General features: G+C 66.1%; 23 protein-coding genes. 10 read left to right on the top strand and 13 right to left on the bottom strand.

What is annotated here, in order from left to right; genetic code table 11:
• Positions 1 to 92 precede the first annotated feature (92 nt).
• From argC to AC06DU_RS11825, 7 genes are all read right to left on the bottom strand, one after another.
• Positions 93 to 1,043: an N-acetyl-gamma-glutamyl-phosphate reductase gene (argC, locus tag AC06DU_RS11795; RefSeq protein WP_478202478.1), complete on the bottom strand. Its 951-nt coding sequence runs from the start codon at positions 1,041 to 1,043 to the stop codon at positions 93 to 95.
• Positions 1,040 to 1,651 carry a GNAT family N-acetyltransferase gene (locus AC06DU_RS11800; protein WP_478202479.1) on the bottom strand — a complete coding sequence of 204 codons (612 nt, stop codon included), beginning with the start codon at positions 1,649 to 1,651 and terminating at the stop codon, positions 1,040 to 1,042. The genes argC and AC06DU_RS11800 overlap by 4 nt, the downstream gene beginning before the upstream one ends.
• A gap of 5 nt (positions 1,652 to 1,656) precedes the next feature.
• Entirely contained in the window at positions 1,657 to 3,000 is a 1,344-nt protein-coding gene (locus AC06DU_RS11805; protein WP_024940003.1) for an acetylglutamate kinase, read from the bottom strand.
• 49 nt (positions 3,001 to 3,049) lie between these two features.
• Positions 3,050 to 4,150, bottom strand: coding sequence for an acetylornithine deacetylase (locus tag AC06DU_RS11810; protein ID WP_024940004.1), 1,101 nt, complete (start codon positions 4,148 to 4,150; stop codon positions 3,050 to 3,052).
• 325 nt (positions 4,151 to 4,475) lie between these two features.
• Complete coding sequence (locus AC06DU_RS11815) at positions 4,476 to 5,717, bottom strand: argininosuccinate synthase (RefSeq protein WP_180969734.1); 1,242 nt, start codon at positions 5,715 to 5,717, stop codon at positions 4,476 to 4,478.
• A gap of 62 nt (positions 5,718 to 5,779) precedes the next feature.
• Entirely contained in the window at positions 5,780 to 6,796 is a 1,017-nt protein-coding gene (locus AC06DU_RS11820; RefSeq protein WP_024940006.1) for an N-acetylornithine carbamoyltransferase, read from the bottom strand.
• A 312-nt stretch (positions 6,797 to 7,108) separates the two neighbouring features.
• Positions 7,109 to 7,606 carry a hypothetical protein gene (locus AC06DU_RS11825; protein WP_478204419.1) on the bottom strand — a complete coding sequence of 166 codons (498 nt, stop codon included), beginning with the start codon at positions 7,604 to 7,606 and terminating at the stop codon, positions 7,109 to 7,111.
• Between the two features lie 186 nt (positions 7,607 to 7,792).
• Between AC06DU_RS11825 and cysS the strand changes: the two genes are divergently transcribed.
• The 3 genes from cysS (at position 7,793) to AC06DU_RS11840 (ending at position 11,191) form a co-directional block, all read left to right on the top strand.
• Positions 7,793 to 9,217, top strand: coding sequence for a cysteine--tRNA ligase (gene cysS / locus AC06DU_RS11830; protein WP_478202481.1), 1,425 nt, complete (start codon positions 7,793 to 7,795; stop codon positions 9,215 to 9,217).
• A 289-nt stretch (positions 9,218 to 9,506) separates the two neighbouring features.
• Complete coding sequence (locus tag AC06DU_RS11835) at positions 9,507 to 9,944, top strand: SufE family protein (protein WP_016903219.1); 438 nt, start codon at positions 9,507 to 9,509, stop codon at positions 9,942 to 9,944.
• Positions 9,941 to 11,191, top strand: a complete 1,251-nt coding sequence (locus AC06DU_RS11840; RefSeq protein ID WP_478202482.1) for an MFS transporter — start codon at positions 9,941 to 9,943, stop codon at positions 11,189 to 11,191. Before AC06DU_RS11835 ends, AC06DU_RS11840 begins: the two co-directional genes overlap by 4 nt.
• Before the next feature lie 198 nt (positions 11,192 to 11,389).
• On the opposite strand, the gene dksA is transcribed toward AC06DU_RS11840, so the two are convergent.
• Positions 11,390 to 12,433, bottom strand: coding sequence for an RNA polymerase-binding protein DksA (dksA, locus tag AC06DU_RS11845; RefSeq protein ID WP_080689536.1), 1,044 nt, complete (start codon positions 12,431 to 12,433; stop codon positions 11,390 to 11,392).
• A gap of 90 nt (positions 12,434 to 12,523) precedes the next feature.
• Between dksA and yidD the strand changes: the two genes are divergently transcribed.
• The 6 genes from yidD to eutC all read left to right on the top strand — a co-directional run bounded on the left by yidD (position 12,524) and on the right by eutC (position 18,813).
• A complete protein-coding gene (gene yidD, locus AC06DU_RS11850) occupies positions 12,524 to 12,811 on the top strand; it encodes a membrane protein insertion efficiency factor YidD (protein WP_046343020.1) in 288 nt (95 codons plus the stop codon).
• Positions 12,808 to 14,157, top strand: a complete 1,350-nt coding sequence (locus AC06DU_RS11855; protein ID WP_160954544.1) for a dihydroorotase — start codon at positions 12,808 to 12,810, stop codon at positions 14,155 to 14,157. Before yidD ends, AC06DU_RS11855 begins: the two co-directional genes overlap by 4 nt.
• Positions 14,157 to 14,996: a M23 family metallopeptidase gene (locus AC06DU_RS11860; RefSeq protein WP_024940404.1), complete on the top strand. Its 840-nt coding sequence runs from the start codon at positions 14,157 to 14,159 to the stop codon at positions 14,994 to 14,996. Before AC06DU_RS11855 ends, AC06DU_RS11860 begins: the two co-directional genes overlap by 1 nt.
• A 198-nt stretch (positions 14,997 to 15,194) precedes the next feature.
• Positions 15,195 to 16,559 (top strand): ethanolamine permease, encoded by a 1,365-nt coding sequence (gene eat / locus AC06DU_RS11865; RefSeq protein WP_024940405.1) that lies wholly within the window; start codon positions 15,195 to 15,197, stop codon positions 16,557 to 16,559.
• A complete protein-coding gene (locus AC06DU_RS11870; RefSeq protein ID WP_039521883.1) occupies positions 16,556 to 17,965 on the top strand; it encodes an ethanolamine ammonia-lyase subunit EutB in 1,410 nt (469 codons plus the stop codon). Before eat ends, AC06DU_RS11870 begins: the two co-directional genes overlap by 4 nt.
• Positions 17,962 to 18,813, top strand: a complete 852-nt coding sequence (eutC, locus tag AC06DU_RS11875; protein WP_166770931.1) for an ethanolamine ammonia-lyase subunit EutC — start codon at positions 17,962 to 17,964, stop codon at positions 18,811 to 18,813. Before AC06DU_RS11870 ends, eutC begins: the two co-directional genes overlap by 4 nt.
• A 9-nt stretch (positions 18,814 to 18,822) precedes the next feature.
• Here the strand turns inward: eutC and AC06DU_RS11880 are convergent, their stop codons facing one another.
• Positions 18,823 to 19,113 carry a hypothetical protein gene (locus tag AC06DU_RS11880; RefSeq protein ID WP_046343030.1) on the bottom strand — a complete coding sequence of 97 codons (291 nt, stop codon included), beginning with the start codon at positions 19,111 to 19,113 and terminating at the stop codon, positions 18,823 to 18,825.
• Positions 19,114 to 19,287: 174 nt separating this feature from the next.
• Positions 19,288 to 19,776, bottom strand: a complete 489-nt coding sequence (locus tag AC06DU_RS11885) for a pyridoxamine 5'-phosphate oxidase family protein (RefSeq protein WP_024940409.1) — start codon at positions 19,774 to 19,776, stop codon at positions 19,288 to 19,290.
• A gap of 456 nt (positions 19,777 to 20,232) precedes the next feature.
• Here AC06DU_RS11885 and AC06DU_RS11890 point away from each other — a divergent pair, with 456 nt between their 5' ends.
• On the top strand, positions 20,233 to 21,372 hold the full coding sequence (locus tag AC06DU_RS11890) for a putative acyl-CoA thioester hydrolase (RefSeq protein ID WP_425599305.1): 1,140 nt from the start codon (positions 20,233 to 20,235) through the stop codon (positions 21,370 to 21,372).
• Positions 21,373 to 21,546: 174 nt separating this feature from the next.
• Here AC06DU_RS11890 and AC06DU_RS11895 read toward each other — a convergent pair whose 3' ends face one another.
• The 3 genes from AC06DU_RS11895 to ubiG are packed head-to-tail and all read right to left on the bottom strand — an operon-like array spanning position 21,547 to position 23,762.
• Complete coding sequence (locus tag AC06DU_RS11895) at positions 21,547 to 22,236, bottom strand: squalene/phytoene synthase family protein (protein WP_478202484.1); 690 nt, start codon at positions 22,234 to 22,236, stop codon at positions 21,547 to 21,549.
• Between the two features lie 28 nt (positions 22,237 to 22,264).
• Positions 22,265 to 22,990 (bottom strand): phosphoglycolate phosphatase, encoded by a 726-nt coding sequence (locus tag AC06DU_RS11900; RefSeq protein WP_478202485.1) that lies wholly within the window; start codon positions 22,988 to 22,990, stop codon positions 22,265 to 22,267.
• Between the two features lie 52 nt (positions 22,991 to 23,042).
• Positions 23,043 to 23,762: a bifunctional 2-polyprenyl-6-hydroxyphenol methylase/3-demethylubiquinol 3-O-methyltransferase UbiG gene (gene ubiG, locus AC06DU_RS11905; RefSeq protein WP_478202486.1), complete on the bottom strand. Its 720-nt coding sequence runs from the start codon at positions 23,760 to 23,762 to the stop codon at positions 23,043 to 23,045.
• Positions 23,763 to 23,776 lie beyond the last annotated feature (14 nt).

A 23,776-nucleotide genomic window follows, 5' to 3' on the forward strand; every position in this document is an offset into this window, starting at 1 on the left:
CCCCGCACAAGGATGTGCGGGCTCCTGCGAGGGACTCGCATCTTTGAATCCCCGCACAAGGATGTGTGGGCTCTTGCGAGGGACTCGCATCATCAGCCAATCGCAGTCAATTCGTCCCAGCCCAACGCCAGGTTGAGATTCTGCATCGCCTGCGTCGCCGCGCCCTTGAGCAGGTTGTCCAGCGTTGCCACCACCACCACGCGCTTGTTGCCCGGCGCCAGCGTCACGCCGCCGATCTGTACGCCATGCCTGCCGGCGATGCGGCTGACCCACGGCGCTTCATCGACGATCTCGATCAACGGCTCGTCGGCGTAACGCTGCGTGTAGCGCGCCTGGACCTGCTCGCGCGTCAGCGCTTGCTGCAGCCACAGGTTGACGGTCATGGTGATGCCACGGAAATGCGGCGCGACATGCGGCATGAACTCTACCGGCACCCCGAGCTGCGCCGACACTTCGCGCTCGTGCATGTGGTTGGTCAGCGCATACGGCATCAGGTTATCGGCCAGCAGCTCGGGGTTGTTCTTGTCCGACGGCGTCGTCCCCGCGCCGGAATAGCCGGACACGCCGAAACACTGCGGCGGGCCGGCCAGTTGGTCGAGCAAGGGCGCGATCGTCAGCTGCATCGCGGTGGCATAGCAGCCTGGGTTGCTGATGCGCTTCTGCCCGGCGTAGCTGCCGCGCGTCAGCTCCGGCAGCCCGTAATACCAAGCCGGGTCGAAGCGGTAATCGGCCGACAGATCGATCAGCAGCGTCTGCGGCCTGGCCGAATCGATCGCCGCGACGAAGGGCTCGGCCTTGCCGTTGGGCAATGCCAGAATCACCACGTCGGCGGCCTTGGCGGCCACCGCATCGGCGTCCAGGCTTTCGAACCGCAGATCGCCGCGATAGCCCTCGTTGTGGTCGGCCACGGCCTGCCCGTCCAGTTCGCGCGATGACACGAACACCAACTGCAGGTGCGGATGCGCCGCCACCAGCTTGATCAATTCCGAACCGGTATGCCCGCGGGCGCCAACGATACCGATGGTTGTAGCTTGAGCACTCATGCGTTTGCTTCCAGGCGGAACTGCAGGTGGCGTTTGACCCCGGCCCATTCCGTATCGATGATGGAGAACACCACGGTATCGCGCGGCGTACCGTCGGCGTGGCGGGTGTGATTGCGCAGCACGCCGTCCTGCTTTGCGCCCAGCCGCGCAATCGCCGCGCGCGAGGTGTGATTGAACCAGCTGGTTTCGAACACCACGCTCAGGCAGCCCAGCGTCTCGAAGGCGTGCTGCAGCAGCATCCGCTTGGTGTCGGTATTGATGCCGCTGCGCTGCACGCGCGGCGCGTACCAGGTGTAGCCGATCGACAGCTTGGGCACTGTCGCATCCAGCCCGTAATAGCGTGTGCAGCCGACGACCTCGCCGGCCGCATCGCATACCACGTAAGGCAGCACCCGCCCGTCGGCTTGCGCATCCAAGGCCGCGCCCACGTAGTCGTCCACCTGCGCCGGTGCCGGCACGCCGGTGTACCACAGCCGCGACAAGGCCCCATCGCCCAGCGCAGCGCGCAGACCATCGGCATGCGCAGTCCGTAATGGTTCCAGTGTTGCGTGTTGCCCGCGTAGCGTGGGCAGCTCGCGCCAAAGCGCTGGCAATGCGACGGGCGCCATCGTACTCAGCCCAGCAGCGTCGGCTGACGCGTCGCGCAATGCGCCACGCAGTGCTGGATCTGCTCGAAGTTCTCCAGCCCGTACCAGAACACCTTCCACTTCTCCTGCTTGATGCAGCCGTCGGACTCGGCGTAGTAGAAAATGTTGACCTGGTTGTTGTGACGCGAGCGCCAGAACAGTTGCGGGGTTTCCTCGCGCATCACGTTCCACACCGCACGGCCCAGGCCTTCGCCCTGGGCGTCGTCGAGCACGGCGAACTTGTCCAGGTAGATCAGCGCGCTTGCACCCAGCATGCCTTCGTCGGTAAGGATCACCGCGGCGCGGTAGTTCTCGCTGACATAGGCGCGCAGCAACCTGGTGTTGCTGAAGTAATCGGGCACCAGCGTACGGCCGAAACTGGATTCGATCAGCGTCCTGAGCCGCGGCAGGTCCAGTTCGTCCCAGGAGGTCGCGCGCAGCACGCGCTCGCCGCGCCGCACCAGCGTGCCCGAGCCCTTGTGGGTGAACAGTTCCTTGGCCAGATCGGCCGGCCGGGTGATCGACACCGACGACTCCAGCGGCAGGCGATCGAGCAGATCCTTGATCTGTTCGATCTTCACCCGCATGCCACCGTTGATCCACGGCTGCTGCATCAGATGGTCGAACTCGGTGGACAGGTTGATCGAGTCGATCACCTTGCCATCGGCATCCAGCAGACCGCCGGTGCCGGTGAGGAAGATGATCTTGTACGGCTGCAGCTCCTGCACCAGTTCGTTGGCGGCAAAATCCGCGTTGACGTTGAGGATCTGCCCGCTCGGCGTCTCGCCCAGGCTGGTGATCACCGGAATCGAGCCGGCCTGCAGGCTGGCTTCGATCGGCGCCAGGTTGACCGCCTTGACTTCACCGACCAGGCCGTAGGTGTCGCGGTCCAGATACTGCGCTTCGAACACGCCGCCGGTGATCGAGGTCGCACGCGCGCCGTTCTGCTGCAGCGCCTCGACCAGCTTGAGGTTGGAGGCCTGGAACACCTTGCGCACGATCGCCAGCGCTTCCGGCGAGGTCACCCGCAGGCCGTTGACGGTGCGCTTCTCGATACCGGCCGCCGACAGTTCGGCATCCAGCTGCGGGCCGGCGCCATGCAGCACGATCGGGGTCAGCCCCACTTCCTGCAGGAACGACAGCGACGAGGTCAGCGCGTCCAGGTCGTCGCGCAGCACCGCGCCGCCCACCTTGACCACCGCAAAGCGTTTGGCATCCAGCTGCGAGAAACGCTTGAGGTACTGGCTGATTTCCTTGGCGCTGGCCATGCTCGAAAGCAGGCGCACGATGGTCTGGCGGGTCTGTTTGTGGGGCTGTGCGGAGAGGGACATTGCCGTGATCGAAGAGAGGAATGGCCGCGCCAGGGCGCGGAACGCGGCTTCAGTTTGAGCCGTTGATGATGCGATGTACCGACTCGGCGTAACGCTGCAGCTGCGCAAGCGTTACGAACTCGTCGGCGGTGTGCGCCTGGGCGATGTCGCCGGGGCCATAGACCAGGGCGGTGTAACCGCCGGCCGAAAACAGCGAGGCCTCGGTCCAGAAATCCACTGCATTGCCGATCGGCAGGTCCAGCGCATCGGCCACATCGCGGGCGGCCAGGCGGCGTTCCTCGGCCCGCGCGATATCGCCGGACGGCAGGCTGGGGCCGCGGAAGGTTTCTTCGAAATGCGCCGCGTGTGGATCGGCAAATCCGGCAAACGTCGCCAGCAAACCGTCCACGTCCATCGACGGCAGCGGACGAAAGCCGAAACGCAGCTCGGCCGCCGGCGCGATCATGTTGGCCTTGATGCCGCCCTCGACCCGACCGATGTTGAAGCGCAGGCCGGTCAGGCCGCCGAAACGCGCATGCGCCAGCGACTCGACATGGTCCAGCGCCCTGCCGCCCCAACGCATCGCCTGATGCAATGCACTTGCGGAAGGATCCTGCTTGCCCGAGGCATGCCCGGCACGCCCAGCAAACCGCATCAGCACCGAGCTGATGCCGCGATGCGCCAGCACCGCCTCGCTCATGGTCGGCTCGGCAACCAGCACCGCCTCATACGGCACACCGCGCGCCAGGAACGCGGCGATGCAGCGCGGGTCGTTGGCTTCCTCGTCGGAGGAAAACAGGAAGGCCGCATCGCCCTGCCCGGCATTGGCCGCCGCCACCAGCGCCGCTGCCGCACCCTTGATGTCGCAGACGCCCAGGCCGATCACGCGATCGTCGGTACGCCGCATCACGTGCGGATCGGCGCTCCAGTGCGGCGAATCCGGCACCGTGTCCAGATGCACGTTGAACAGGTAGCTGGGCGTGCCGCGCACCGCATACAGGCTGACCGCACCGGCACCGTGGTCGATCACCTCGACCTGGAAACCGGGCAGCTGCGCGCGCAGATAATCGAAGATGCCGCCCTCGGCAGCGATCGCCCGCGGCGGATTGCGGGTGTCGAAGGACACCAGCTGTTCCAGGTGTTCGAGGGTGGAGGCAAGTAGATCGGTCATGTCGGTTTGATCAATGGTCCGAAGTGGCGGCTAACAAAAGTCACAACTGCACCGTGGTGCGAGGCTGCGCGAACAACGTCTACAGCGCATCCAGGCCACCCTTCTCCCACCGGGAGAAGGTGCCCCGAAGGGGCGGATGAGGGGACGGGCGAAGCCGAGTGCACCGCACCCTGCGGGAGCTTCGCTCGCACCCTCACATCAACCCCCGCTCCGCGCCCCGGCCCGCGCTTGCGGCGCGGGCGCTCCAAGGCACGCGCGCCAGTGGCGCGTCAGCCGTGCCTTCTCGCCCCGGGGGAGAGGGGCTTCGCATACGTGCCCTGAAACTTCAGCGATTCACCTGGGCATACAGCGTCGAGCTCATCCCGAACAGCTTGATGAAGCCTTCCGCTTCCTCCACGCCCCAGTCGGCCGACTGCGCATAGGTCGCGCCCTTGGTGTTGAGCAGGTGCGGCGAACGCACCGCCACCGCATCGACGCGGCCGCCGCGGGTTTCCAGCGTGACCTCGCCATTGACCTTGGCCTGCGACGACTTCAGGAATGCCTCGATGTCGGTCTTGAGCGGGTCGTGATAGAAGCCTTCGTACACCAGCTCCACCCACTTGCGCGCCACATCCGGCTTGAAGCGGTTCTGCTGCTTGGTCAGCACCGCATCTTCCAGCGCGCGGTGCGCGGTCAGCAGCGAGATCAGGCCCGGCGCCTCGAACACGATGCGGCCCTTCAACCCGATCACGGTGTCGCCGGTGTAGACGCCACGGCCCACGCCGTAGGGCGCGAACAACTTGTTGAGCTGGGCCAGGATCTGCTCGCCCGGCAGCGCCTTGCCATTGAGTTCAACGGCCTCGCCTTCGACGAACTTCAGGGTGACGGTCAGCGGCTCGACCGGCCACTCGCTGCGCGGCGCGCACCAGCCACGCGCACCTTCGCCCGGCGCTTCCCAACGGTCGATCTCGCCGCCGGACATGGTCAGCCCGAGCAGGTTCTCGTTGATGGTGTAGGCCTGCTGCTTGGCGCGCACGCCAAAGCCGCGCTCTTCCAGATACTTCTGCTCGTAGGCGCGGGTCTGGGTGTGTTCTTTCTGGATCTCGCGGATCGGCGCCACGATCTGGTAATCGCCCAGTGCCTTCACTGCCAGGTCGAAACGCACCTGGTCGTTGCCCATGCCGGTGCAACCATGCGCGATGCTGCGCGTGCCCAGTTCCTCGGCGCGCTTGAGCGCGGCGTCGACGATCAGGTAACGGTCGGACACCAGCAACGGGTACTGGCCCTGATAGCCCTCGCCCGCCCACACGAACGGCTTGACGAAGCCCTGCCAGATGGCCGGACCGCCATCGACGGTGACATGGCTGGCGGCACCGAGTTCGGCCGCGCGCTTTTCGATGAAATCACGCTCCTCGGCATCCACCCCGCCGGTATCGGCAAACACGGTGTGCACCGCATAGCCCTGCGCCTGCAGATACGGAATGCAGAAGCTGGTATCCAGGCCACCGGAAAACGCCAGGACGATGTCCTTCTTGCTGCCGGGAATCGGGAGTTGGGAATCGGGAATGGTGGACGCAGTGCTCATCATTGTTTCCTTGGTACGTAAAAGTGGGGATCAACGTTCTTGCTGTTGCGATTCTCTATTCCCGATTACCGATTCCCGCTTACGAGGGCAGCCATGATCGCCTTCTGCACATGCAGGCGATTCTCGGCTTCATCGATGGCAATGCAGTTGGGCGAATCCATCACCGCGTCGGTGGCCTTGACGTTGCGACGCAGCGGCAGGCAGTGCGAGAACACGCCGTTGTTGGTCAGCGCCATCTTGCGTTCGTCGACGATGAAGTGCTGGTACTGGTCGCGGATCGGCTTTTCCGGCTCCCAGTTGCCGAAGAACGGCAACGCGCCCCAGCTCTTGGCATACACCACGTCGGCACCGGCGTAGGCACTGTCGATGTCGTGGCTGACCTGCAGCGAGCCGCCGCTTTCGGCCACGTTCTGGGCTGCCCAGTCCATGTAGCGCGGGTCCAGGATGTAGTCCGGCGTCGGGCACAGCAGGGTCACGTCCATGCCCATGCGGGTGGCGATCGTCAGCGCGGAATTGGCCACCGCGGTGTTCAACGGCTTGGGGTGATAGGTCCAGGTCAGCACGTACTTCTTGCCGCGCAGATCCTGGGTGCCGAAGTGTTCCTGCAACGCCATCGCGTGCGCCAGCTCCTGGCACGGGTGGGTGATGGTCTCCATGTTGATCACCGGCACCGGCGAATACTTGGCAAAGCTCCTGAGCACCTGGTCCTCGCGGTCCTTGGACCAGTCGACGAACTTCGGGAACGCGCGCACGCCGATCAGGTCGACATAACGGCCCAGCACCCGCGCCACTTCGGCAATGTGCTCCTCGGTGTCGCCATCCATCACCGTGCCCAGATTGAACTCGATCGGCCAGGCGTCCTTGCCCGGCTGCAGCACCACCGCGTGCCCGCCCAGCTGGAACGCGCCCAGCTCGAAGCTGGTGCGGGTACGCATGGACGGGTTGAAGAACACCAGCGCGATCGACTTGCCCTTCAGCTCGCTTCCCAGCTTGTTGCGTTTGAACAACGCGGCCTGGGTCAACAGCGCGTCCAGTTCGGCCCGGCTCCAGTCCTGGGTGTTCAAGAAGTGCTTCAGTGACATCGATCGATCCTTGTGCTGCGTGCTTCTGCTGCGTGGTCCGCCAGGAGCGGCGGGGTGCGCGACATGCGCGTTTCTTGCGGTTGAAACTTTTGTGACGTCAAAACGAAAAAACCCAGCCTGCGGGCTGGGTTTTCAACGGCGGAACAGCAAAACGCTCCGGTTACCCAGCGAAAATGTGGGATTCCGGTCGGCGGGCACGCGAGGTCATGCCGGAGGCCATCCGGGCGGCGCTGGTGTCGTGCTGAAAGGCGTTTGCGTACATAGGGCGCGAATCCTCGCATGCATGCGGGCACGGCGCAACCGCCACGCGGCTCAGCGCGGCGGCGCGACGATGGCGTCGGGGATGTAGGGAGTGACCGAGACGCGGATGCGCAGCCGGTTGCCTGGGTCTTCAGGCAGTCGCGAACGGTACTTGGTGCCCTTGTAGACGTAATCCACATCGAAGGCGATCGGCCGCCGGAACTCGCGCGGCACTTCCACCACCCGGCAGTTGCGCCGTGTGCTGGTCGGCGGCACCGCCATCGGCACGGACGCCGGCTCGGGGCGACGGGAGAACATCTCCTTGACCGAATCCACCATCCGGTTGATACGGCCTTCGTCCTCGACCGGTGCCGCTGCCACCGGCGCGACCTGCTCGGCCTCGCACTGTTCCTCCATGCGGGTGGCACGCAGGGTCTGATAGACCGGCTCGACATTGAGCACCTGCGCGTAATCCAGCTTCACGTTCTCGATCACCACCACCCGGTTCTTGGGATCGGTTTCCGCCGCGTGCGCTGACGATGCCTGCCAGGCGAACACACAGAGCAGCAGGAAGAACGGGGAAGGTCGCATCAGTACCAGGAGGGCGCAGCCAGGCAATACGTAAGTGTATGGAGCTTGCGATCCCTTGGGCTGAACGCAGCCCATCCGGTCACCGGCGCTGCTGCGCGCGTGCGGTTGGTTCGCCACATCGCCGCGACCGGCTAGAATCGCCCGGTTATCCTTTTTCAGATGCCGATGAGCCTGCGCCTGCACAACAACCTGACGCGGCGGGTCGAGCCGTTCGCACCGCTCGATCCGTCCAGCCCCACTCTGTATGTGTGCGGCCCCACCGTCTACAACTACGCGCATATCGGCAACGCCCGCGGCCCGGTCGTGTTCGATGTGCTGGCCGCCCTGCTGCGCCGGCGCTATGGCGCGCTGCGCTACGCGCGCAACATCACCGACGTGGACGACAAGATCAACGCCGCCGCGCAGGCGCAGGGCGTGCCGATCTCGACCATCACCGACCGCTTCGCCGCGATCTACCGCCAGGACATGGCCGCGCTCGGCGTGCAGCCGCCGGACATCGAACCGGAAGCGACCGCGCATATCCCGCAGATCGTGGCGATGATCGAGCAGCTGATTGCCAACGGACATGCCTATGCCGCCGAAGGCCATGTGCTGTTCGCGGTGGCCAGCTTTGCGCACTACGGCAAGCTCTCGCGCCGCGACCCGGACGAGATGCTGGCCGGCGCACGCGTGGACGTGGCGCCGTACAAGCGCGACCCGGGCGACTTCGTGCTGTGGAAGCCCTCCAGCGACGAGCTGCCCGGCTGGGACTCGCCCTGGGGCCGCGGCCGCCCGGGCTGGCATATCGAATGCTCGGCGATGGCTGCCGCGCACCTGGGCCCGACCATCGACATCCATGCCGGCGGCGTGGACCTGCAGTTCCCGCATCACGAGAACGAGATCGCGCAGAGCGAATGCGCGCATGGCGGGGCGACCTTTGCGCGGTTCTGGCTGCACAACGGCATGCTCAATTTCAGCGGCGCCAAGATGAGCAAGTCGCTGGGCAACATCGAGACCGTGCACGACCTGATCGCCCGCCACCCGCCCGAGGCGCTGCGCTACGCACTGCTGAGCGCGCATTACCGGCAGCCGCTGGACTGGTCCGATGGCCTGATCGACCAGGCCAAGAACACGCTGGACCGGCTGTACGGCACCTTGCGCGACCTGGCCGCGGCCGAACACGCTGCCGGGATCGCCCCCGTGCAGCCGGCCACGATTCCCGACGAGGTGGAAGCCGCGCTCGACGACGACCTCAACACCCCGCTTGCGCTGTCGGTCATCGCCAGCATTGCCTCCGAGGCCCGCGCGCTGCGCACCCAACTCGCACAGGGCAGCGACGCATCGGCAGGTGTTGCCGCGCTGTCCGCCCTGAAGTCGCGGCTGCTCGGCGCAGGCCTGGCGCTGGGATTGCTGCAGCAGGATCCGGCCGCCTGGTTCTCGCGCGGCACCGACGCCGGCGACGATGCACGCATCACGGCGCTGGTCGAAGAACGCAATGCCGCCAAGAAAGCGAGGGACTTCGCCCGCGCCGACGCCATCCGCACGCAGCTGGCCGACGAAGGCATCGTGCTGGAAGACACTCCGCAAGGCGTGCGCTGGAAGCGCGCATGACGCTCCTCCCTTCTCCCTTCGGGGGAAGGTGCCCCGCAGGGGCGGATCAGGGTGCGAGCGCAGCCACATGCACCTTCCTTGCGGTAAGGGCGAAGCCACCCGCATCGAATTCCAGCGAGGCTTCGCCCGTACCCTCCCCGCTCCGCGCCCCGGCCCGCGCTGGCGGCGCGGGCGCTCCAAGGCACGCGCGCCAATGGCGCGCAAACCGCGCCTTCTCGCCCCGGCGGGTGAGGGGCGCCATTGCGGTGTCGCCGGGCAGCGCTACCACCGACCGAATCTGGATTTTTTGATGACCACCACCCCCTTCCCGCTTGAACCCACCGCCGTCGACGCACAGGCCGCCATTGCCGAGGAGTTTTCCTTCTTCGGCGACTGGTCCGAGCGTTACCAATACCTGATCGACCTGGGCCGCAAGCTGCCCAGCTTCCCCGAACAGTGGAAGACCGAAGAACACCGCCTGCATGGCTGCCAGTCGATGGTGTGGATCGTGCCGGAGGGCAATGCCGAGCGGCTGGACTTCCACGCCGTCAGCGACTCGGCGATCGTCTCCGGGCTGATCTATCTGGCCTTGCGCGTGTACTCTGGGCGTAGCGCGCAGGAGATCCTGGCCACCGAGCCGGACTACATCGCCGGCATCGGGCTGGCCAAGCATCTGTCGCCGACCCGCAGCAACGGCGTGGCGGCAATGCTGGCTTTCATCCGCGACACCGCCCGCGCCCAGCAGTGAGCACGCCGACGCCCTCGCCCGCCGCCTCGCTGCATACGCTGCTGGCCCACCCCGGCTTCGGCCTGGTGCTGCTGTATCGCGTGGCGGCGATGCTGTCGTACCAGATCGTCGCGGTCACGGTCGGCTGGCATATCTACGAGATCACCCGCAATCCGCTCTCGCTCGGGCTGATCGGCCTGGCGGAGATCCTGCCGTTCTTCTGCATCGCGCCGTTTGCCGGCTATCTGGTCGATCATCTGCCGCGCCGACGCCTCGGCATGGTCGCGGTGCTGGGCCTGGTCGCCACCGCGTTGCTGCTGTTGGCCATCACCCATGGCTGGCTGCCGGTGCAAGGCGTGTGGCCGATCTACGCGGCCATCGCGCTGACCGGTGCGGCGCGCTCGTTCCTGTCGCCGGTCTACAACGCGCTGTTCGCACGTGCGCTGCCGCGCGAGGCGTTCGCGCGCGGCGCCAGCATCGGCAGCGTCACCTTCCAGGCCGGCATGGTGATCGGCCCGGCGCTGGGCGGCGTGCTGGTCGGCTGGGGCGGCAAGGGCCTGGCCTATGGCGTGGCCGCCGGCGTGGCGCTGGTAGCGATCCTGGCGCTGGCGCTGCTGCGTGTCAGCGAGCCGGTCAATACAGGCCCGCGTGCGCCGATCTTCCGCAGCATCGCCGAAGGCGCGCAGTTCGTACTGTCCAACCAGATCATGCTGGGCGCGATGGCGCTGGACATGTTCTCGGTGCTGCTGGGCGGCGCGGTGTCGATGCTGCCGGCCTTCATCCACGACATCCTGCATTACGGCCCGGAAGGCCTGGGCATCCTGCGCGGCGCCCCGGCACTGGGCTCGATCGTGGTCGGGGTGTGGCTGGCGCGGCACCCGCTGCAGCGCAATGCCGGGCGCATCCTGATGCTGTCGGTGGCCGGCTTCGGGCTGTGCACCATCGCGTTCGGCCTGTCGCGGCATTTCTGGCTGTCGGCGGCGATCCTGCTGGTCTACGGCATGTGCGACGGGGTGTCGGTGGTGGTGCGCCAGACGATCCTGCAGCTGGCCACGCCCGATGCGATGCGCGGCCGGGTGTCGTCGATCAACGGCATCTTCATCGGCTCGTCCAACGAGCTGGGTGCGTTCTACGACGGGGTGATGGCACGCCTGGTCGGCCTGGTGCCGGCGGTGGTGATCGGCGGCTGCGTGACCCTGGGCGTGGTCGCCACCACCGCGTGGAAGGCGCCCAAGCTGCGCAAGCTGGATCTGCGCGACCTGCAGTGAGGTCTGCGGCAGTGAGGTTTGCGACGGTGCCCGCAGGTCTGATCGATATCACCTGATCGATGCCTGCCTGGCCGCATGACACGCGCCAGGCGTGTCGACCACTGCAACGTCCGTTGCGCTGGCACGATGCGCATAAAAAAACCCCGCACATGGCGGGGTCTTTCAGTCGACGGACGAGGCCTGGACCTGGTCGAACGATCAGTCGCCCTGCTGCTTCTGCAGGTGCTCCCAACGCTCCTGGGCGTCGATGGTGCGTTCGGCGGTCAGGCGCGCTTCCAGCCGGTCCAGGCCGATCTCTTCGCCGGTGTCCACGCAGTAACCGTAGTCGCCGTCTTCCAGACGCTTGAGCGTGCTGTCGATCTTGCCGATCAGCTTGCGATGACGGTCGCGGGTGCGCAGCTCCAGCGAGTTCTCGGTCTCGCGCGTTGCACGCTCGGCTTCGTCGCCGATGTCGCGCACTTCTTCGCGCAGGTTTTCGATGGTCTGCTTCGACTCTTCGATCAGGTCGTTGCGCCAGCTCTGCAGACGCTGACGGAAGTACTCCTGCTGCAGCTTGCTCATGTACTCCTCATCGGCTGCAGGCTTGTAGCCCTGCGGCAGGATCGGACGACCGGTTGCCTCATCGGTCTTGTACTCGACCACCTTGTACTTGGTCTTGGGGGTCGGGCTGGACGGCTTGGAGGTCACGGCCACGGCCACCTTGCCGACCGGACGGGTCGCGGCGGGCTTGGCGGGGGCTTCGGTTTTGGTTGGCGTTTTTGCTGAAGATTTCGAAACGGGCACGGGATTCTTGAGTGACGGGGTCGCAGGCTTTGCCGGCTTCGCAGGGGCGGCCTTGGAGGCCGGTGCGGGCGCGGGCTTTTCAGCCTTGACCGGGACTGACTTGGCCGGAGTCGACTTGGTAGCCGGCTTCGGTACGGACTTGGGCGCCACCGGCTTGGCGGCCGGTTTGGCGGCAGCCGGAGCTGCCTTGTTCGCCGCCGGCTTGGCAGCACGCTTGGCGACAGAAGATTTTACAGGTTTGGCGGCCGCGGGTTTGGACGCTGCGGTCTTGGCGACCGGCGCCGGCTTGGCCGCGGTCTTGCTCGCAGCTGCCTTCTTGGCAACCGCTTGCTTGGCAGCCGGCTTGACCTGCTTGGCGGCCGGTTTTGCAGCGGCAGGCGCCGCTGCCTTCTTCGCAACGGGTTTGGCGGACTTCTTGGCGGCCTCTACGGCCTTTTTTGCAGGTTTTTTAGCAGCCACGAAACGCTCATCCTTGGTTCCCCCGGGGCCCGGGAAAGCGGGCCTTTATAGCTTACCCCACGGACCCCCGGCAACCACGTATTAATCCAAGTGGCATATCATTGGCAAGTGATCTCACGCCTGCTCATCGCGCTGCTGCGCTTCTACAAGCGGTTCATCAGCCCCCTGCTGGGGCCGCGCTGCCGTTTCGCGCCCAGTTGCTCGGAATATGCGATGACCGCGATCGGCCGCTTCGGCCCGCTGCGCGGTTGCTGGCTGGCCGCACGCCGGCTTGGCCGCTGCCATCCCTTTCATCCGGGCGGGTTCGATCCCGTCCCCGACGCGCCCGCGTCCTCGCCCGCTTCCCCTTCCTGTAGTTGCAAAGGACCTCATCCATGAGCCGAACCCTCATCGTCAACGCCCGCCTGGTCAATGAAGGCAAGGAATTCGACGCCGATCTGCTGATCGAAGCCGGCCGCATCGCCAAGATCGCCAGCAAGATCGCCCCAGCCGCAGGCGACACCGTGGTGGACGCGGCCGGACGCTGGGTGCTGCCGGGCATGATCGACGACCAGGTGCACTTCCGCGAGCCCGGCCTGACCCACAAGGGCGATATCGCGACCGAATCCGGCGCCGCGGTGGCCGGTGGCCTGACCAGCTTCATGGACATGCCCAACACCAATCCGCCGACCCTGGACGCGGCCGCACTACAGGCCAAGTACGACGCGGCGGCCGGGCGCGCCTGGGCTAACTACGGCTTCTACATGGGCGCCAGCAACGACAATCTGGCCGCGATCCAGACGCTGGACCCGAAGACCGCCCCGGGCATCAAGGTGTTCATGGGCGCCTCCACCGGCAACATGCTGGTCGACAACCCCGAGACGCTGGACGCGATCTTCCGCGACGCGCCGACGCCGATCATCACCCACTGCGAAGACACCCCAACCATCGACGCGACGCTGGCGCAGTACAAGGAAAAGTACGGCGACGCGTTGACCCCGGAGATGCATCCGGACATCCGCTCACGCGAGGCTTGCCTGAAGTCCTCGCGGCTGGCGGTGTCGCTGGCGCGCAAGCACAACACCCGCCTGCACGTACTGCATATCTCCACCGCCGACGAGCTGGCGCTGTTCGAGGCCGGCCCGCTGGTCGATGCCGAGGGCAAGCTGCGCAAGCGCATCACCGCAGAGACCTGCATCCACTTCCTGCGCTTCGACCGCAGCGATTACGCGCGGCTGGGCAACCTGATCAAGTGCAACCCCGCGATCAAGGACGCAGACGACCGCTTGGCACTGATCCAGGCGCTGGCCGAGGACGTCATCGACGTGCTCGCCACCGACCACGCCCCGCATACCTGGGAAGAAAAGCAGAAGCCCTACGCACAGGCGCCCTCCGGCCTGCCGCTGGTGCAGTACGCGCTGGTCGCTGCGCTGGAGCTGGTGCACGAGGGCAAGCTGCCGATCACCCGTATCGTGCAGAAGTTCGCGCATGCGCCGGCACAGTTGTTCGATGTGGAAGAACGCGGCTTCCTGCGCGAAGGCTATTTCGCCGACCTGGTGATGATCGACAACACTCCGTTCACCGTGAAGCGCGAGCAGGTGCTGTCCAAGTGCGGCTGGTCGCCGTTCGAAGGCACCACGTTCCGTTCGCGCATCGCCGCGACCTGGGTCAACGGCCAGCAGGTGTGGGATGGCGAACAATTGATTGGCGCTGCCGCCGGTCAGCGCCTGACCTTCGACCGCTGATGCGCGCAGCCATGGTTGGCGCCTGGCTTGCGCTGGCGCCGCTCTCGCTCGCTGCCGGCAGCGTCGCTGCGCAGTCCGCCGACGCCGCGGAGGTGGTATTTCCGCAAAGCGCTTCGCAGGGTGCGCTGGTGATCGGCAAGGTGCCGGCGGGCAGCCAGGTGCAGTACGCCGGCCGCAGCTTGCGGGTCAGTGGCTATGGCAGCGTGGTGTTCGGCATCGGCCGCGACGCCACCGGACCGTTGCAGGTGCAGATCACCCGCCCCGATGGCAGCAAACAGACCGCCAGCATTGCGGTGACGCCGCGCGACTGGCCGGTGGAGCGCGTCAACGGCGTGCCGCCCAAAACGGTCAATCCGCCTGCGGCGATCGCCGAGCGGATCAAGCGCGAGCAGGCGCAGGTCACCGCCGCGCGCGACCGCGACGATGCCCGCACCGATTTCGCCCAGGCCTTCATCTGGCCGGTGCAGGGCCGCATTAGCGGGCGCTTCGGCAATGCGCGGGTCTACAACGGCCAGCCCGGTGCCGGCCACTCGGGCATGGACATCGCCGTGCCCACCGGCACGCCGGTCAAGGCACCGGCTGCCGGCGTGGTGACCTTTGCCGCGCCGGACCTGTATCTGACCGGCGGCACCGTGTTGCTGGACCATGGCTTCGGGGTAAGTTCGAATTTTCTGCACCTGTCGCGCATCGACGTGAAGGTGGGCGACCGGGTGGAGCAAGGTCAGGTGATTGCCGCAGTCGGTGCCACCGGGCGCGCGACCGGGCCGCATCTGCATTGGGGGATGAACTGGTTCGATGTACGCATCGATCCGCTGCTGGTGCTTGAGCGCAGCAAATAGCTAGCGCGCGCCGTGTGCCGCCACGGCGGCATGGTGTCTGCGACCCACCCGTTGCGCTTGTGTTCGCCGCAGGGCTTTGGGGTATAACCGGGACGACCGTCGATCGTCACCGGGCATCGGTGGACGATCGGTCACTGGCCGTCGGTCCGGTGCCTAGCCGCCGGACCTGCGTCATCTCCCCTCCCCCGACCGCAGGAGATGTGCGACATGCGCAACGAGCAACTCAAACCCACCCTGGGCACCTGGCAACTGTGGGGGATCGCCGTGGGTCTGGTGATTTCCGGCGAGTATTTCGGCTGGAGCTACGGCTGGGGCACCGCCGGCACGCTGGGTTTTCTGGTGACCACGCTGCTGGTCGCGGTGATGTACACCTGCTTCATCTTCAGCTTTACCGAGCTGACCACCGCCATCCCCAATGCGGGCGGGCCGTTCGCCTACAGCCTGCGCGCATTCGGGACCTACGGCGGCATGCTGGCGGGCCTGGCCACGCTGATCGAATTCGTGTTCGCGCCGCCGGCCATTGCCATGGCGATCGGCGCCTATCTCAATGTGCAGTTCCCGACCCTGGACCCGCGCATCGCCGCGATCGGCGCGTATGCGATCTTCATGGGCTTGAACATCGTCGGCGTGGCGATCGCCGCCACCTTCGAGCTGATCGTGACCTTGCTGGCGGTGATCGAGCTGCTGGTGTTCATGGGCGTGGTGGCGCCGGGCTTCAGCGTTGCGCGCTTTGCCGCCAATGGCTGGGCCGGTAACGATGTGTTCGGCCCGGCCGCCATTTCCGGCATCTTTGCCGCGATTCCGTTTGCGATCTGGTTCTTTCTGGCGATCGAGGGCGCGGCGATGGCGGCCGAAGAGGCCAAGGATCCCAAGCGCACGATTCCGCGCGCCTACATCGCCGGCATCCTCACCCTGGTGGTGCTGGCGCTGGGCGTGATGGTGTTTGCGGGCGGGGTCGGCGACTGGCGCCAGCTCTCCAACATCAACGACCCGTTGCCGCAGGCGATGAAGGCGGTGGTCGGCAACAGCTCGACCTGGCTGCATATGCTGGTGTGGATCGGCCTGTTCGGCCTGGTGGCCAGCTTCCACGGCATCATCCTGGGCTATTCGCGGCAGTTCTTCGCGTTGGCGCGTGCCGGGTTCCTGCCGCACGGGCTGGCCAGGCTGTCGCGCTTTCGCACGCCGCATCGCGCGATTCTTGCCGGCGGCGCGATCGGCATCGCAGCGATCTGCAGCGACAGCGTGGTCAAGATCCAGGGCATGTCGCTGACCGCGGCGATGATCACCATGTCGGTGTTCGGCGCGATCGTGATGTATGTGATGAGCATGCTCAGCCTGTTCAAGCTGCGCCGCGCCGAACCCGGGCTGGAGCGCAGCTTTCGCGCGCCGGGCTATCCGGTGGTACCGGCAATCGCGCTGCTGCTGGCGCTGGTGTGTCTGGTGGCGATGGTCTGGTTCAACCCGATCGTGGCGCTGATCTTCGTGGGCCTGCTGCTGTTCGGTGCGCTGTGTTGCGTGCTGAGCTTGCGCAGCCAGGCCACGCCTGCGGCCAGTGCCAGATGAGCGGGTTCGCGTTTACCGCTGGCGGCGAGCGCTTCCAGTTTGCCGATCTCAAGACCTTGCTGGCCAAGGCCACGCCGCCGCGCTCGGGCGACCAACTGGCCGGGCTCGCCGCCGACTCCGGGCTGCAGCGGGTGGCCGCGCAGATGGCGCTGGCGGATCTGCCGCTGCGTCACTTCCTCGATGAAGCGGTGGTGCCGTACGAATCGGACGAGGTCACCCGCCTGATCGTCGACCAGCACGATGCGGCCGCATTTGCCGCGGTGGCGCATCTCACCGTCGGCGGCTTTCGTGATTGGCTGTTGAGTGCGCAGGCCGACGAAGCGGCACTGGCCGCACTGGCGCCCGGACTGACACCGGAGATGGTGGCGGCAGTCTCGAAGTTGATGCGCGTGCAGGACCTGATCCTGGTCGCGCAGAAGACGCGCGTGGTCACGCGCTTTCGCAATACGCTGGGCTTGCGTGGCCGCCTGTCCACGCGCCTGCAGCCCAACCACCCTACCGACGATGCCACCGGCATCGCCGCCAGCGTGCTCGATGGCCTGCTATACGGCAATGGCGATGCGGTGATCGGCATCAATCCTGCCAGCGACAGCCTGGCCGCCACCACCGCGTTGCTGCGCATGCTCGATGCGGTGATCACCGGCTACCAGATCCCCACGCAGTCCTGCGTGCTGGCGCACATCACCACCACCATCGACGCGATCAACCGCGGTGTGCCGGTGGACCTGGTGTTCCAGTCGATCGCCGGCACCGAAGCGGCCAATGCCAGCTTCGGCATCAATCTGGCGCTGCTGCAGGAAGGCCATGACGCCGGGGTGTCGCTGCGGCGCGGCAGCGTCGGCGACAACGTGATGTATTTCGAGACCGGCCAGGGCAGCGCGTTGTCGGCCAATGCGCATCATGGCGTCGATCAGCAGACCTGCGAGGTACGTGCCTATGCCGTGGCGCGGCAGTTCAAGCCGCTGCTGGTCAACACCGTGGTGGGCTTCATCGGCCCGGAATATCTCTACGACGGCAAGCAGATCATCCGTGCCGGGCTGGAGGATCACTTCTGCGGCAAGCTGCTGGGCGTGCCGATGGGCTGCGACATCTGCTACACCAATCATGCCGAAGCCGACCAGGACGACATGGACGTGCTGCTAACCCTGCTCGGCACCGCCGGCATCAACTTCATCATGGGCATTCCCGGCTCCGACGATGTGATGCTCAACTACCAGACCACCTCGTTCCACGATGCGCTGTATGCGCGCCAGGCGCTCGGGCTGCGCGCTGCGCCCGAGTTCGAGCACTGGCTGGAACAGCAGGGCATCCTGCGCCTGCGCGATGGCCGCTTCGAACTCGGTAGCGAGCTTCCCGCACCGTTCCGGCGTGCGCTGGAGCAATTGAACGCCGGCAGCGTGCAATGAGCAGCCCGACCACTCCTCCGCGCGATGCCTGGGCGCAGCTGCGTCAACTCACACCGGCGCGCATTGCGCTGGGGCGCGTCGGCACCAGCCTGCCCACCGCGGCGCACCTGGATTTCCAGCTTGCGCATGCGCAGGCGCGCGATGCGGTGCATCTGGCATTCGACCCACAGCCGCTGCAGGCAGCGCTGCAACAGCGCGGGCGGGACAGCATTCTGCTGCACAGCGCGGCGGTGGACCGGCACACCTATCTGCAACGTCCGGATCTGGGCCGGCGCCTGGGCGAGGATGCGGCCGCGCATCTGCGCGGCCTGACTGCAGTCCACGGCGGCGGGCACGATATCGCGGTGGTGGTCGCCGACGGACTCTCTGCATTGGCGGTGCATCGACACGCAGCGCAGATGCTGGAGCATATCGACGCGCTGGCCGCACACGAAGGCTGGTCGTTGGCGCCGGTGGCGTTGATCGCGCAGGGCCGCGTCGCCATCGGCGACGAAGTCGGCGAACTGCTCAAGGCGCGTCTGGTGATCGTGTTGATCGGCGAGCGGCCAGGGCTGAGCTCGCCCGACAGCCTGGGCCTGTATCTGACCTATACCCCGCGTGTCGGCCTGACCGACGCCGCGCGCAATTGCATCTCCAATATCCGCGCCGAAGGACTGAGTTACGCCGAAGCCACGCACAAGCTTGCGTACCTGCTGCGCGAATCGTTCCGGCGCAAGCTGTCCGGCGTGCAGCTCAAGGACGAGGCAGAGCAACCGGCGCTGCCGTCGGCGGGCGCGTCCGACGCCGCGCCGCGGACGTTTCTGCTTCCTGATGGCGCGCCACCAGACTCTGAAGCTGGGTGCGGCTAGCCGACCTAATTAGGTAAGCGCGCCATCGTGCGGATCGCTGGCCGCATAGGTGCTGGTTGGCAACTCGTTGTCGTGCGGATGGCGCAGGGCATTGCGTACCTCCTCCGGAAGTTGCGCGACATCCAGCATCACCTTGCCGGAATGCACATCACGCACCACCGAAGCAGGCAGCACGAAGTCGCCTCCATTTTCGATATTGATGACCAGCTCGGCGCCATCCTTGCGCACCTCGCGGACGGCACCGACGCCGACTTCGCCATCGCGCAGAAACACCATCTGGCCGATTTCGATCTGTTGCATCTTTTTCTCCTCTGTCAGGCAGCGCGTGAACGCGCAGTGCCATGACCGTCTTGTCTGCAATCCAGGCTGACAGCACCGATCCAACCCCACGACTGGATCGGCGCTTGCGCAAGCGACATGACTGAATTTAGGACCGTGCACCATCGCGACGATTGTGCAGGCGTGCAGCAGGCCTCAGCGCAGCGGAACGTCCGCCACCTTGTCCTGGTAATCCTTTTTCGGATCGACGCCGAACAACACCTTGATACCGGCCAGCAGACTGGAACCGTTGAGCCAGATCTGCGCGTGATCGGTGTCCAGACGCAGCAGCGCCAGCTTGGGATCGTCCTTGCCGCCTTCGTACCAGGCAGCCACATGCGGGTTCCACAGGCGCTCGACCACGGCCGGATCGGTGTCTTCGCGCAACGAGCCGCTGATGCTGGCGAACAGGTCGTGCCCCTTGCTGCTGAAGGCGCCGATGACGCGGCGGCCCTGCCCCAGCATGGCAATCAGCGCATTGTCCTTGGAGGTGAAGAACCAGATCGGACCACCGCTATCGCCTTCGATCTGTGCGGTCATCGGGCGGGCATGCCCGTCTTCCACGCCATCCAGGCCCAGCATCACGGTGCGATCGGATTTCAGGGCTTTCCAGAATTTTTCCTGCAGCTCTTTGGGGTCTGCCATCTCGATGTCTCACATGCGCGTGTCTACGCGGGTGACTCAGTCTGGAAGTCTCCCCGCCCACGGCATGTGACGATGCGCACTCCTGCCTGCACATGGCGGCAACGCGATCGCCTCCGGTGAAATGGTGCACCTGCATAAATCACGCAAGCCAATGGCGCCTGTTTGCGACGCAGTCACGTTGCAGAGCGTGATGCCACCGAAGCTCTTGAACATTGCATCTGAACGCCAGACCGCTGTAGCGACCACGTCAGTAAGATCGCCCCGCCGATTGCTCCGCCATCCAGGAACACCCGGACGCGGTGACCGGCATCCGCTGATCGCATGCTGCGCCATGGTTGCGGCACATGCACGCGACGTGCGGCGGCTGAAGCGTATCCATCAATCGCCTGCGTCCCTTCCGAGAGAGCGCCACTCATGTCTGCATCGCCCTTGCGCACGACCTGTATCGCCGCCGTCCTGCTGAGCCTTGTCAGTGCCGATGCCACCGCCTTGACCGGCACGGCCAGCCGCCCACAACTCACCAGTAGCGAGGCGAGCACGTACACCATCTCCAAGGCCCTGGCCAAGGCCGGCCCGATCACCGCCCTGGTCACCGACAACTGGAATCCCACTGCGGGGGTGGCGCTGCTCAGTGCAGACTTCGCCGTGGCCGCCGATGGCTCCACGCGCTATCGCACCGTGCAGTCGGCAATCGATGCCGCTGTCGCTGCCGGCGGCAGCACCCGTCGCTACATCAGCATCAAGGCCGGCACTTACACCGAACTGGTCTGCGTGCCGACCAACGCGCCACCGCTGACCGTGTTCGGCCTGGGCACCAACACCGCAGACACCGTCATCCGCTTCAACAACGCCAACCCCACGCCCAAGCCGGCCGGCACCGCAAGTCACCCCTGTGCCAGCAATGCAGCGGCAACCACGGTGGGCACCTCCAACAGCGCGACACTGACCGTGCGCGCCGCCGGCTTCCAGGCGCGTCACCTGCGCGTGGACAACAACTATGTCGAAGGCACTTACCAGGACAACAACCAGTCGGCAGTCGCGCTGGCGGTGCGTGGCGACCAGGCCAGCTTCGAAGACGTGCTGGTGACCGGCAATCAGGACACCTTGCTGATCAGTGCGACCAATGCCGCCAATGTGATCCGCGCCTATTTCAAGAACAGCACGATCGAAGGCGATGTCGACTTCATCTTCGGCTCGGGTGTGGGCGTGTTCGACAACGCCACCATCCGCTCGGCCGGCGCGCGCCTGGGCAGCAGCCGTGGCGGCTACATCTTTGCGCCAAGCACACGTCCGGGCAGTGCCTATGGGTTCCTGGCGATCAATAGCCGCTTCGTCGCCGGCTCCGGATCACCGGACAACCAGACCTACCTGGGGCGCGCCTGGGACGAAGGCATCAGCAGCCTGTCCGCCTACGTCAACGGCACCTCACCCAATGGCCAGGTCACGGTGCGCAATTCCAGCCTGGGCAGCCACATCCGCAAGACCGCACCGTGGAATGCCTCCACCGTCAGCCGCCCGTACTGCAGCAGCAACTGCACCAATTCGGCCAACCGGTTCTACGAATACGGCAATAGCGGTGCCGGCAGCGCGGACTGAGGGTTCGCCACGCCAAGTCGTCCTGGAGCACCACGTCGCAACGCGTTAACGTTGCCACCCCCGCCTGTCGGCAAGCCGTGTGATGCGGTACGCCGACAGGCGTTGTCGTTTCCTACGATTGCGGCACCTTCGCCACGTCGTTGGTCGTGCACTGACGGAACCAGATCCGCGCGCTCAGTCCGCGCCGCTGGCAGCACGCCAGCTATGCCACAACTGCTGCACGGGCGGTGGATAGGCGGCCTTGCCGGCAAGCTCGCGCTGCAGGCGCAGGCGTGCCAGCCGCGACCATACCCGGTGCGGGCGCGCCAACGCCGGTTTGCGCGGCCAAGCGCGCAGCAATTGCGTGCACCATGCGGCCAGCGTCATGTCGCCGGGTGCGGCGCTGTCGCCGGCCACACGCTGGCGTGCATCCAGCCATTGCAGCGCCACCGCGGTGGCATCGCCAGGCTGGGTGCGCGCAAACAGCGCGGCTTCCACGCCGACCACGGCCTCGGCGAAGGCACGCAATCTCGCCAACGCCTGCTGCAACGATTGCGGCTGCGCACGGGCGTCCTGCATGGCCGGCAAGGTGTCGGCCAGCTGCGCCCATGGCGCAGGCACCGGCTCCAGCACGCGCCCCAGCGGATGGCGCGAACGCTGCTGCGACCAGTCGCGCAGCTCCTGCTGCCACCATGCCAGCTTGGCGTCGGCCGGCAACGGGTCGCCGGCGATGTTCATGATGTCTTCCCATTCCTGCAGCAGCGCAAACCAGGCCGCCGTGAGGCGTCGCTGCGGCTCGGGAATGAAGGGCTCGGCAACCGACCATTCCGGCCAGCGCGTGCGCCACTTGTCGAGAAAACTGTCGAGAGCACTGGATTGGCTCATGGCGGGTCCAGAAAAAAGCGAAAGAAGATCAGGTCTGCGGCCACGCCACGGCATCCCACAGCGTCTGCGGCTGCGCGACGAGGACGTCGGCCTGCCAGCGCGACGGCTCGTCGTCGTGCAGGCGATAGCCCCACAACACCGCCACCGATGGCATCGCCGCCGCGCGCGCGGCCAGGATGTCGCGCTCGTCGTCGCCGACGTAGACGCAGTGCGCCGGCGCAACCCCGATGCGCTCGGCCGCGGTCAGCAAGGGCAGCGGATGCGGCTTGCGCTCGGCCAGCGTATCGCCGCCGATCAGCACCGCGCAGCGCTGCTCCCAACCCAGTTGCGGCAGGATCAGGCGGGCCAGATATTCAGGCTTGTTGGTGACCACGCCCCAGATGCAACCGGCGCGCTCCAGCCGCAGCAGCAGTTCTTCGACACCGTCGAACAGCTGCGACTGCGTACCGATCAAGGCCTCGTAACGACGCAGGAATTCCGGCACCAAGGCATCGCGCTCGGCCGCATCGAGTTCGGCAAACGCCACCGCCAGCATCGCGCGCGCGCCCTTGGATACTACCGGACGCAACTGCGCCAAGGCGATTGGCGCACGCCCGCGCGCATCCAGCATCGCGTTGACAGTCGCCAGCATGTCCGGCGCGCTATCGAGCAAGGTGCCATCCAGATCGAACAACACCGCACGCGGAAACTTCGACGATGCAACGGCGTCCTTCCGCTGAGCGGCGTCATCTTGAACTCGGAATGGCTCGGACATCACCAGCGCCGGTCTCTGTTGTTGCGATTCCCGAATCCCGATTCCCGATTCGTCACGGCTTCACCGCATAAGCCAGGTAATTGACCTTGGTCCGCGACGACAGGCGCGCACGATTGCGCCACGGCTCGTACACCATGCCGCTGACATCTTCCAGCTGCAGTTCGGCACTGCGCAACCACGCCGCAAGCTCCGCCGGCTTGATGAAATCCTTGTAGTGATGCGTGCCCCTGGGCAGTAGCCGCGCGATGTATTCGGCGCCGACCACCGCCAGCGCGAACGCGGCCGGGGTGCGGTTGAGCGTGGACAAAAACAGCTTGCCGCCCGGCTTGAGCAGGCTGGCGCAGGCGCGGATGATCGCGGTCGGGTCCGGCACGTGTTCCAGCATTTCCATGCAGGTCACCGCATCGAAGCTGCCCGGCTGTTCGGCGGCCAAGTCTTCCACCGACTGCACGCGGTAATCCACCTGCACGCCCGATTCCAGGCTGTGCAGGCGCGCTACCTTGACCAGCTCCGGCGCCAGATCGATAGCGGTGACCTGCGCGCCCAGACGCGCCATCGACTCGCTGAGCAGACCGCCGCCGCAGCCGACATCGAGCACGCGCGCGCCGGCCAGGCCCAGCCGCGCGGACACATAGTCCAGGCGCACCGGATTGAGCGCATGCAGCGGCTTCTGCGGGCCGTCGGCATCCCACCAGCGGTTGGCCAGCGCCGCGAACTTGTCCAGCTCGCTCTGATGGAAGTTGCTGGAATTGGATTGGGGATTCGGATTCATGCGGAGCTCCGTGA

The sequence above is a fragment of the Xanthomonas sp. NCPPB 3200 genome, from assembly GCF_056393585.1.

What these genes read in the sequence shown, in the direction of transcription:
- eutC (WP_166770931.1), top strand. Translation starts at nt 17,962, where the DNA reads ATGAGCAGCCCGACCACTCCTCCGCGCGATGCCTGGGCGCAGCTGCGT.
- AC06DU_RS11885 (WP_024940409.1), bottom strand. Translation starts at nt 19,776, where the DNA reads ATGGCAGACCCCAAAGAGCTGCAGGAAAAATTCTGGAAAGCCCTGAAA.
- AC06DU_RS11870 (WP_039521883.1), top strand. Translation starts at nt 16,556, where the DNA reads ATGAGCGGGTTCGCGTTTACCGCTGGCGGCGAGCGCTTCCAGTTTGCC.
- AC06DU_RS11815 (WP_180969734.1), bottom strand. Translation starts at nt 5,717, where the DNA reads ATGATGAGCACTGCGTCCACCATTCCCGATTCCCAACTCCCGATTCCC.
- AC06DU_RS11800 (WP_478202479.1), bottom strand. Translation starts at nt 1,651, where the DNA reads ATGGCGCCCGTCGCATTGCCAGCGCTTTGGCGCGAGCTGCCCACGCTA.
- AC06DU_RS11805 (WP_024940003.1), bottom strand. Translation starts at nt 3,000, where the DNA reads ATGTCCCTCTCCGCACAGCCCCACAAACAGACCCGCCAGACCATCGTG.
- AC06DU_RS11900 (WP_478202485.1), bottom strand. Translation starts at nt 22,990, where the DNA reads ATGTCCGAGCCATTCCGAGTTCAAGATGACGCCGCTCAGCGGAAGGAC.
- ubiG (WP_478202486.1), bottom strand. Translation starts at nt 23,762, where the DNA reads ATGAATCCGAATCCCCAATCCAATTCCAGCAACTTCCATCAGAGCGAG.
- AC06DU_RS11810 (WP_024940004.1), bottom strand. Translation starts at nt 4,150, where the DNA reads ATGACCGATCTACTTGCCTCCACCCTCGAACACCTGGAACAGCTGGTG.
- argC (WP_478202478.1), bottom strand. Translation starts at nt 1,043, where the DNA reads ATGAGTGCTCAAGCTACAACCATCGGTATCGTTGGCGCCCGCGGGCAT.
- AC06DU_RS11820 (WP_024940006.1), bottom strand. Translation starts at nt 6,796, where the DNA reads ATGTCACTGAAGCACTTCTTGAACACCCAGGACTGGAGCCGGGCCGAA.
- AC06DU_RS11860 (WP_024940404.1), top strand. Translation starts at nt 14,157, where the DNA reads ATGCGCGCAGCCATGGTTGGCGCCTGGCTTGCGCTGGCGCCGCTCTCG.
- AC06DU_RS11895 (WP_478202484.1), bottom strand. Translation starts at nt 22,236, where the DNA reads ATGAGCCAATCCAGTGCTCTCGACAGTTTTCTCGACAAGTGGCGCACG.
- eat (WP_024940405.1), top strand. Translation starts at nt 15,195, where the DNA reads ATGTGCGACATGCGCAACGAGCAACTCAAACCCACCCTGGGCACCTGG.
- AC06DU_RS11880 (WP_046343030.1), bottom strand. Translation starts at nt 19,113, where the DNA reads ATGCAACAGATCGAAATCGGCCAGATGGTGTTTCTGCGCGATGGCGAA.
- cysS (WP_478202481.1), top strand. Translation starts at nt 7,793, where the DNA reads ATGAGCCTGCGCCTGCACAACAACCTGACGCGGCGGGTCGAGCCGTTC.
- AC06DU_RS11835 (WP_016903219.1), top strand. Translation starts at nt 9,507, where the DNA reads ATGACCACCACCCCCTTCCCGCTTGAACCCACCGCCGTCGACGCACAG.
- AC06DU_RS11855 (WP_160954544.1), top strand. Translation starts at nt 12,808, where the DNA reads ATGAGCCGAACCCTCATCGTCAACGCCCGCCTGGTCAATGAAGGCAAG.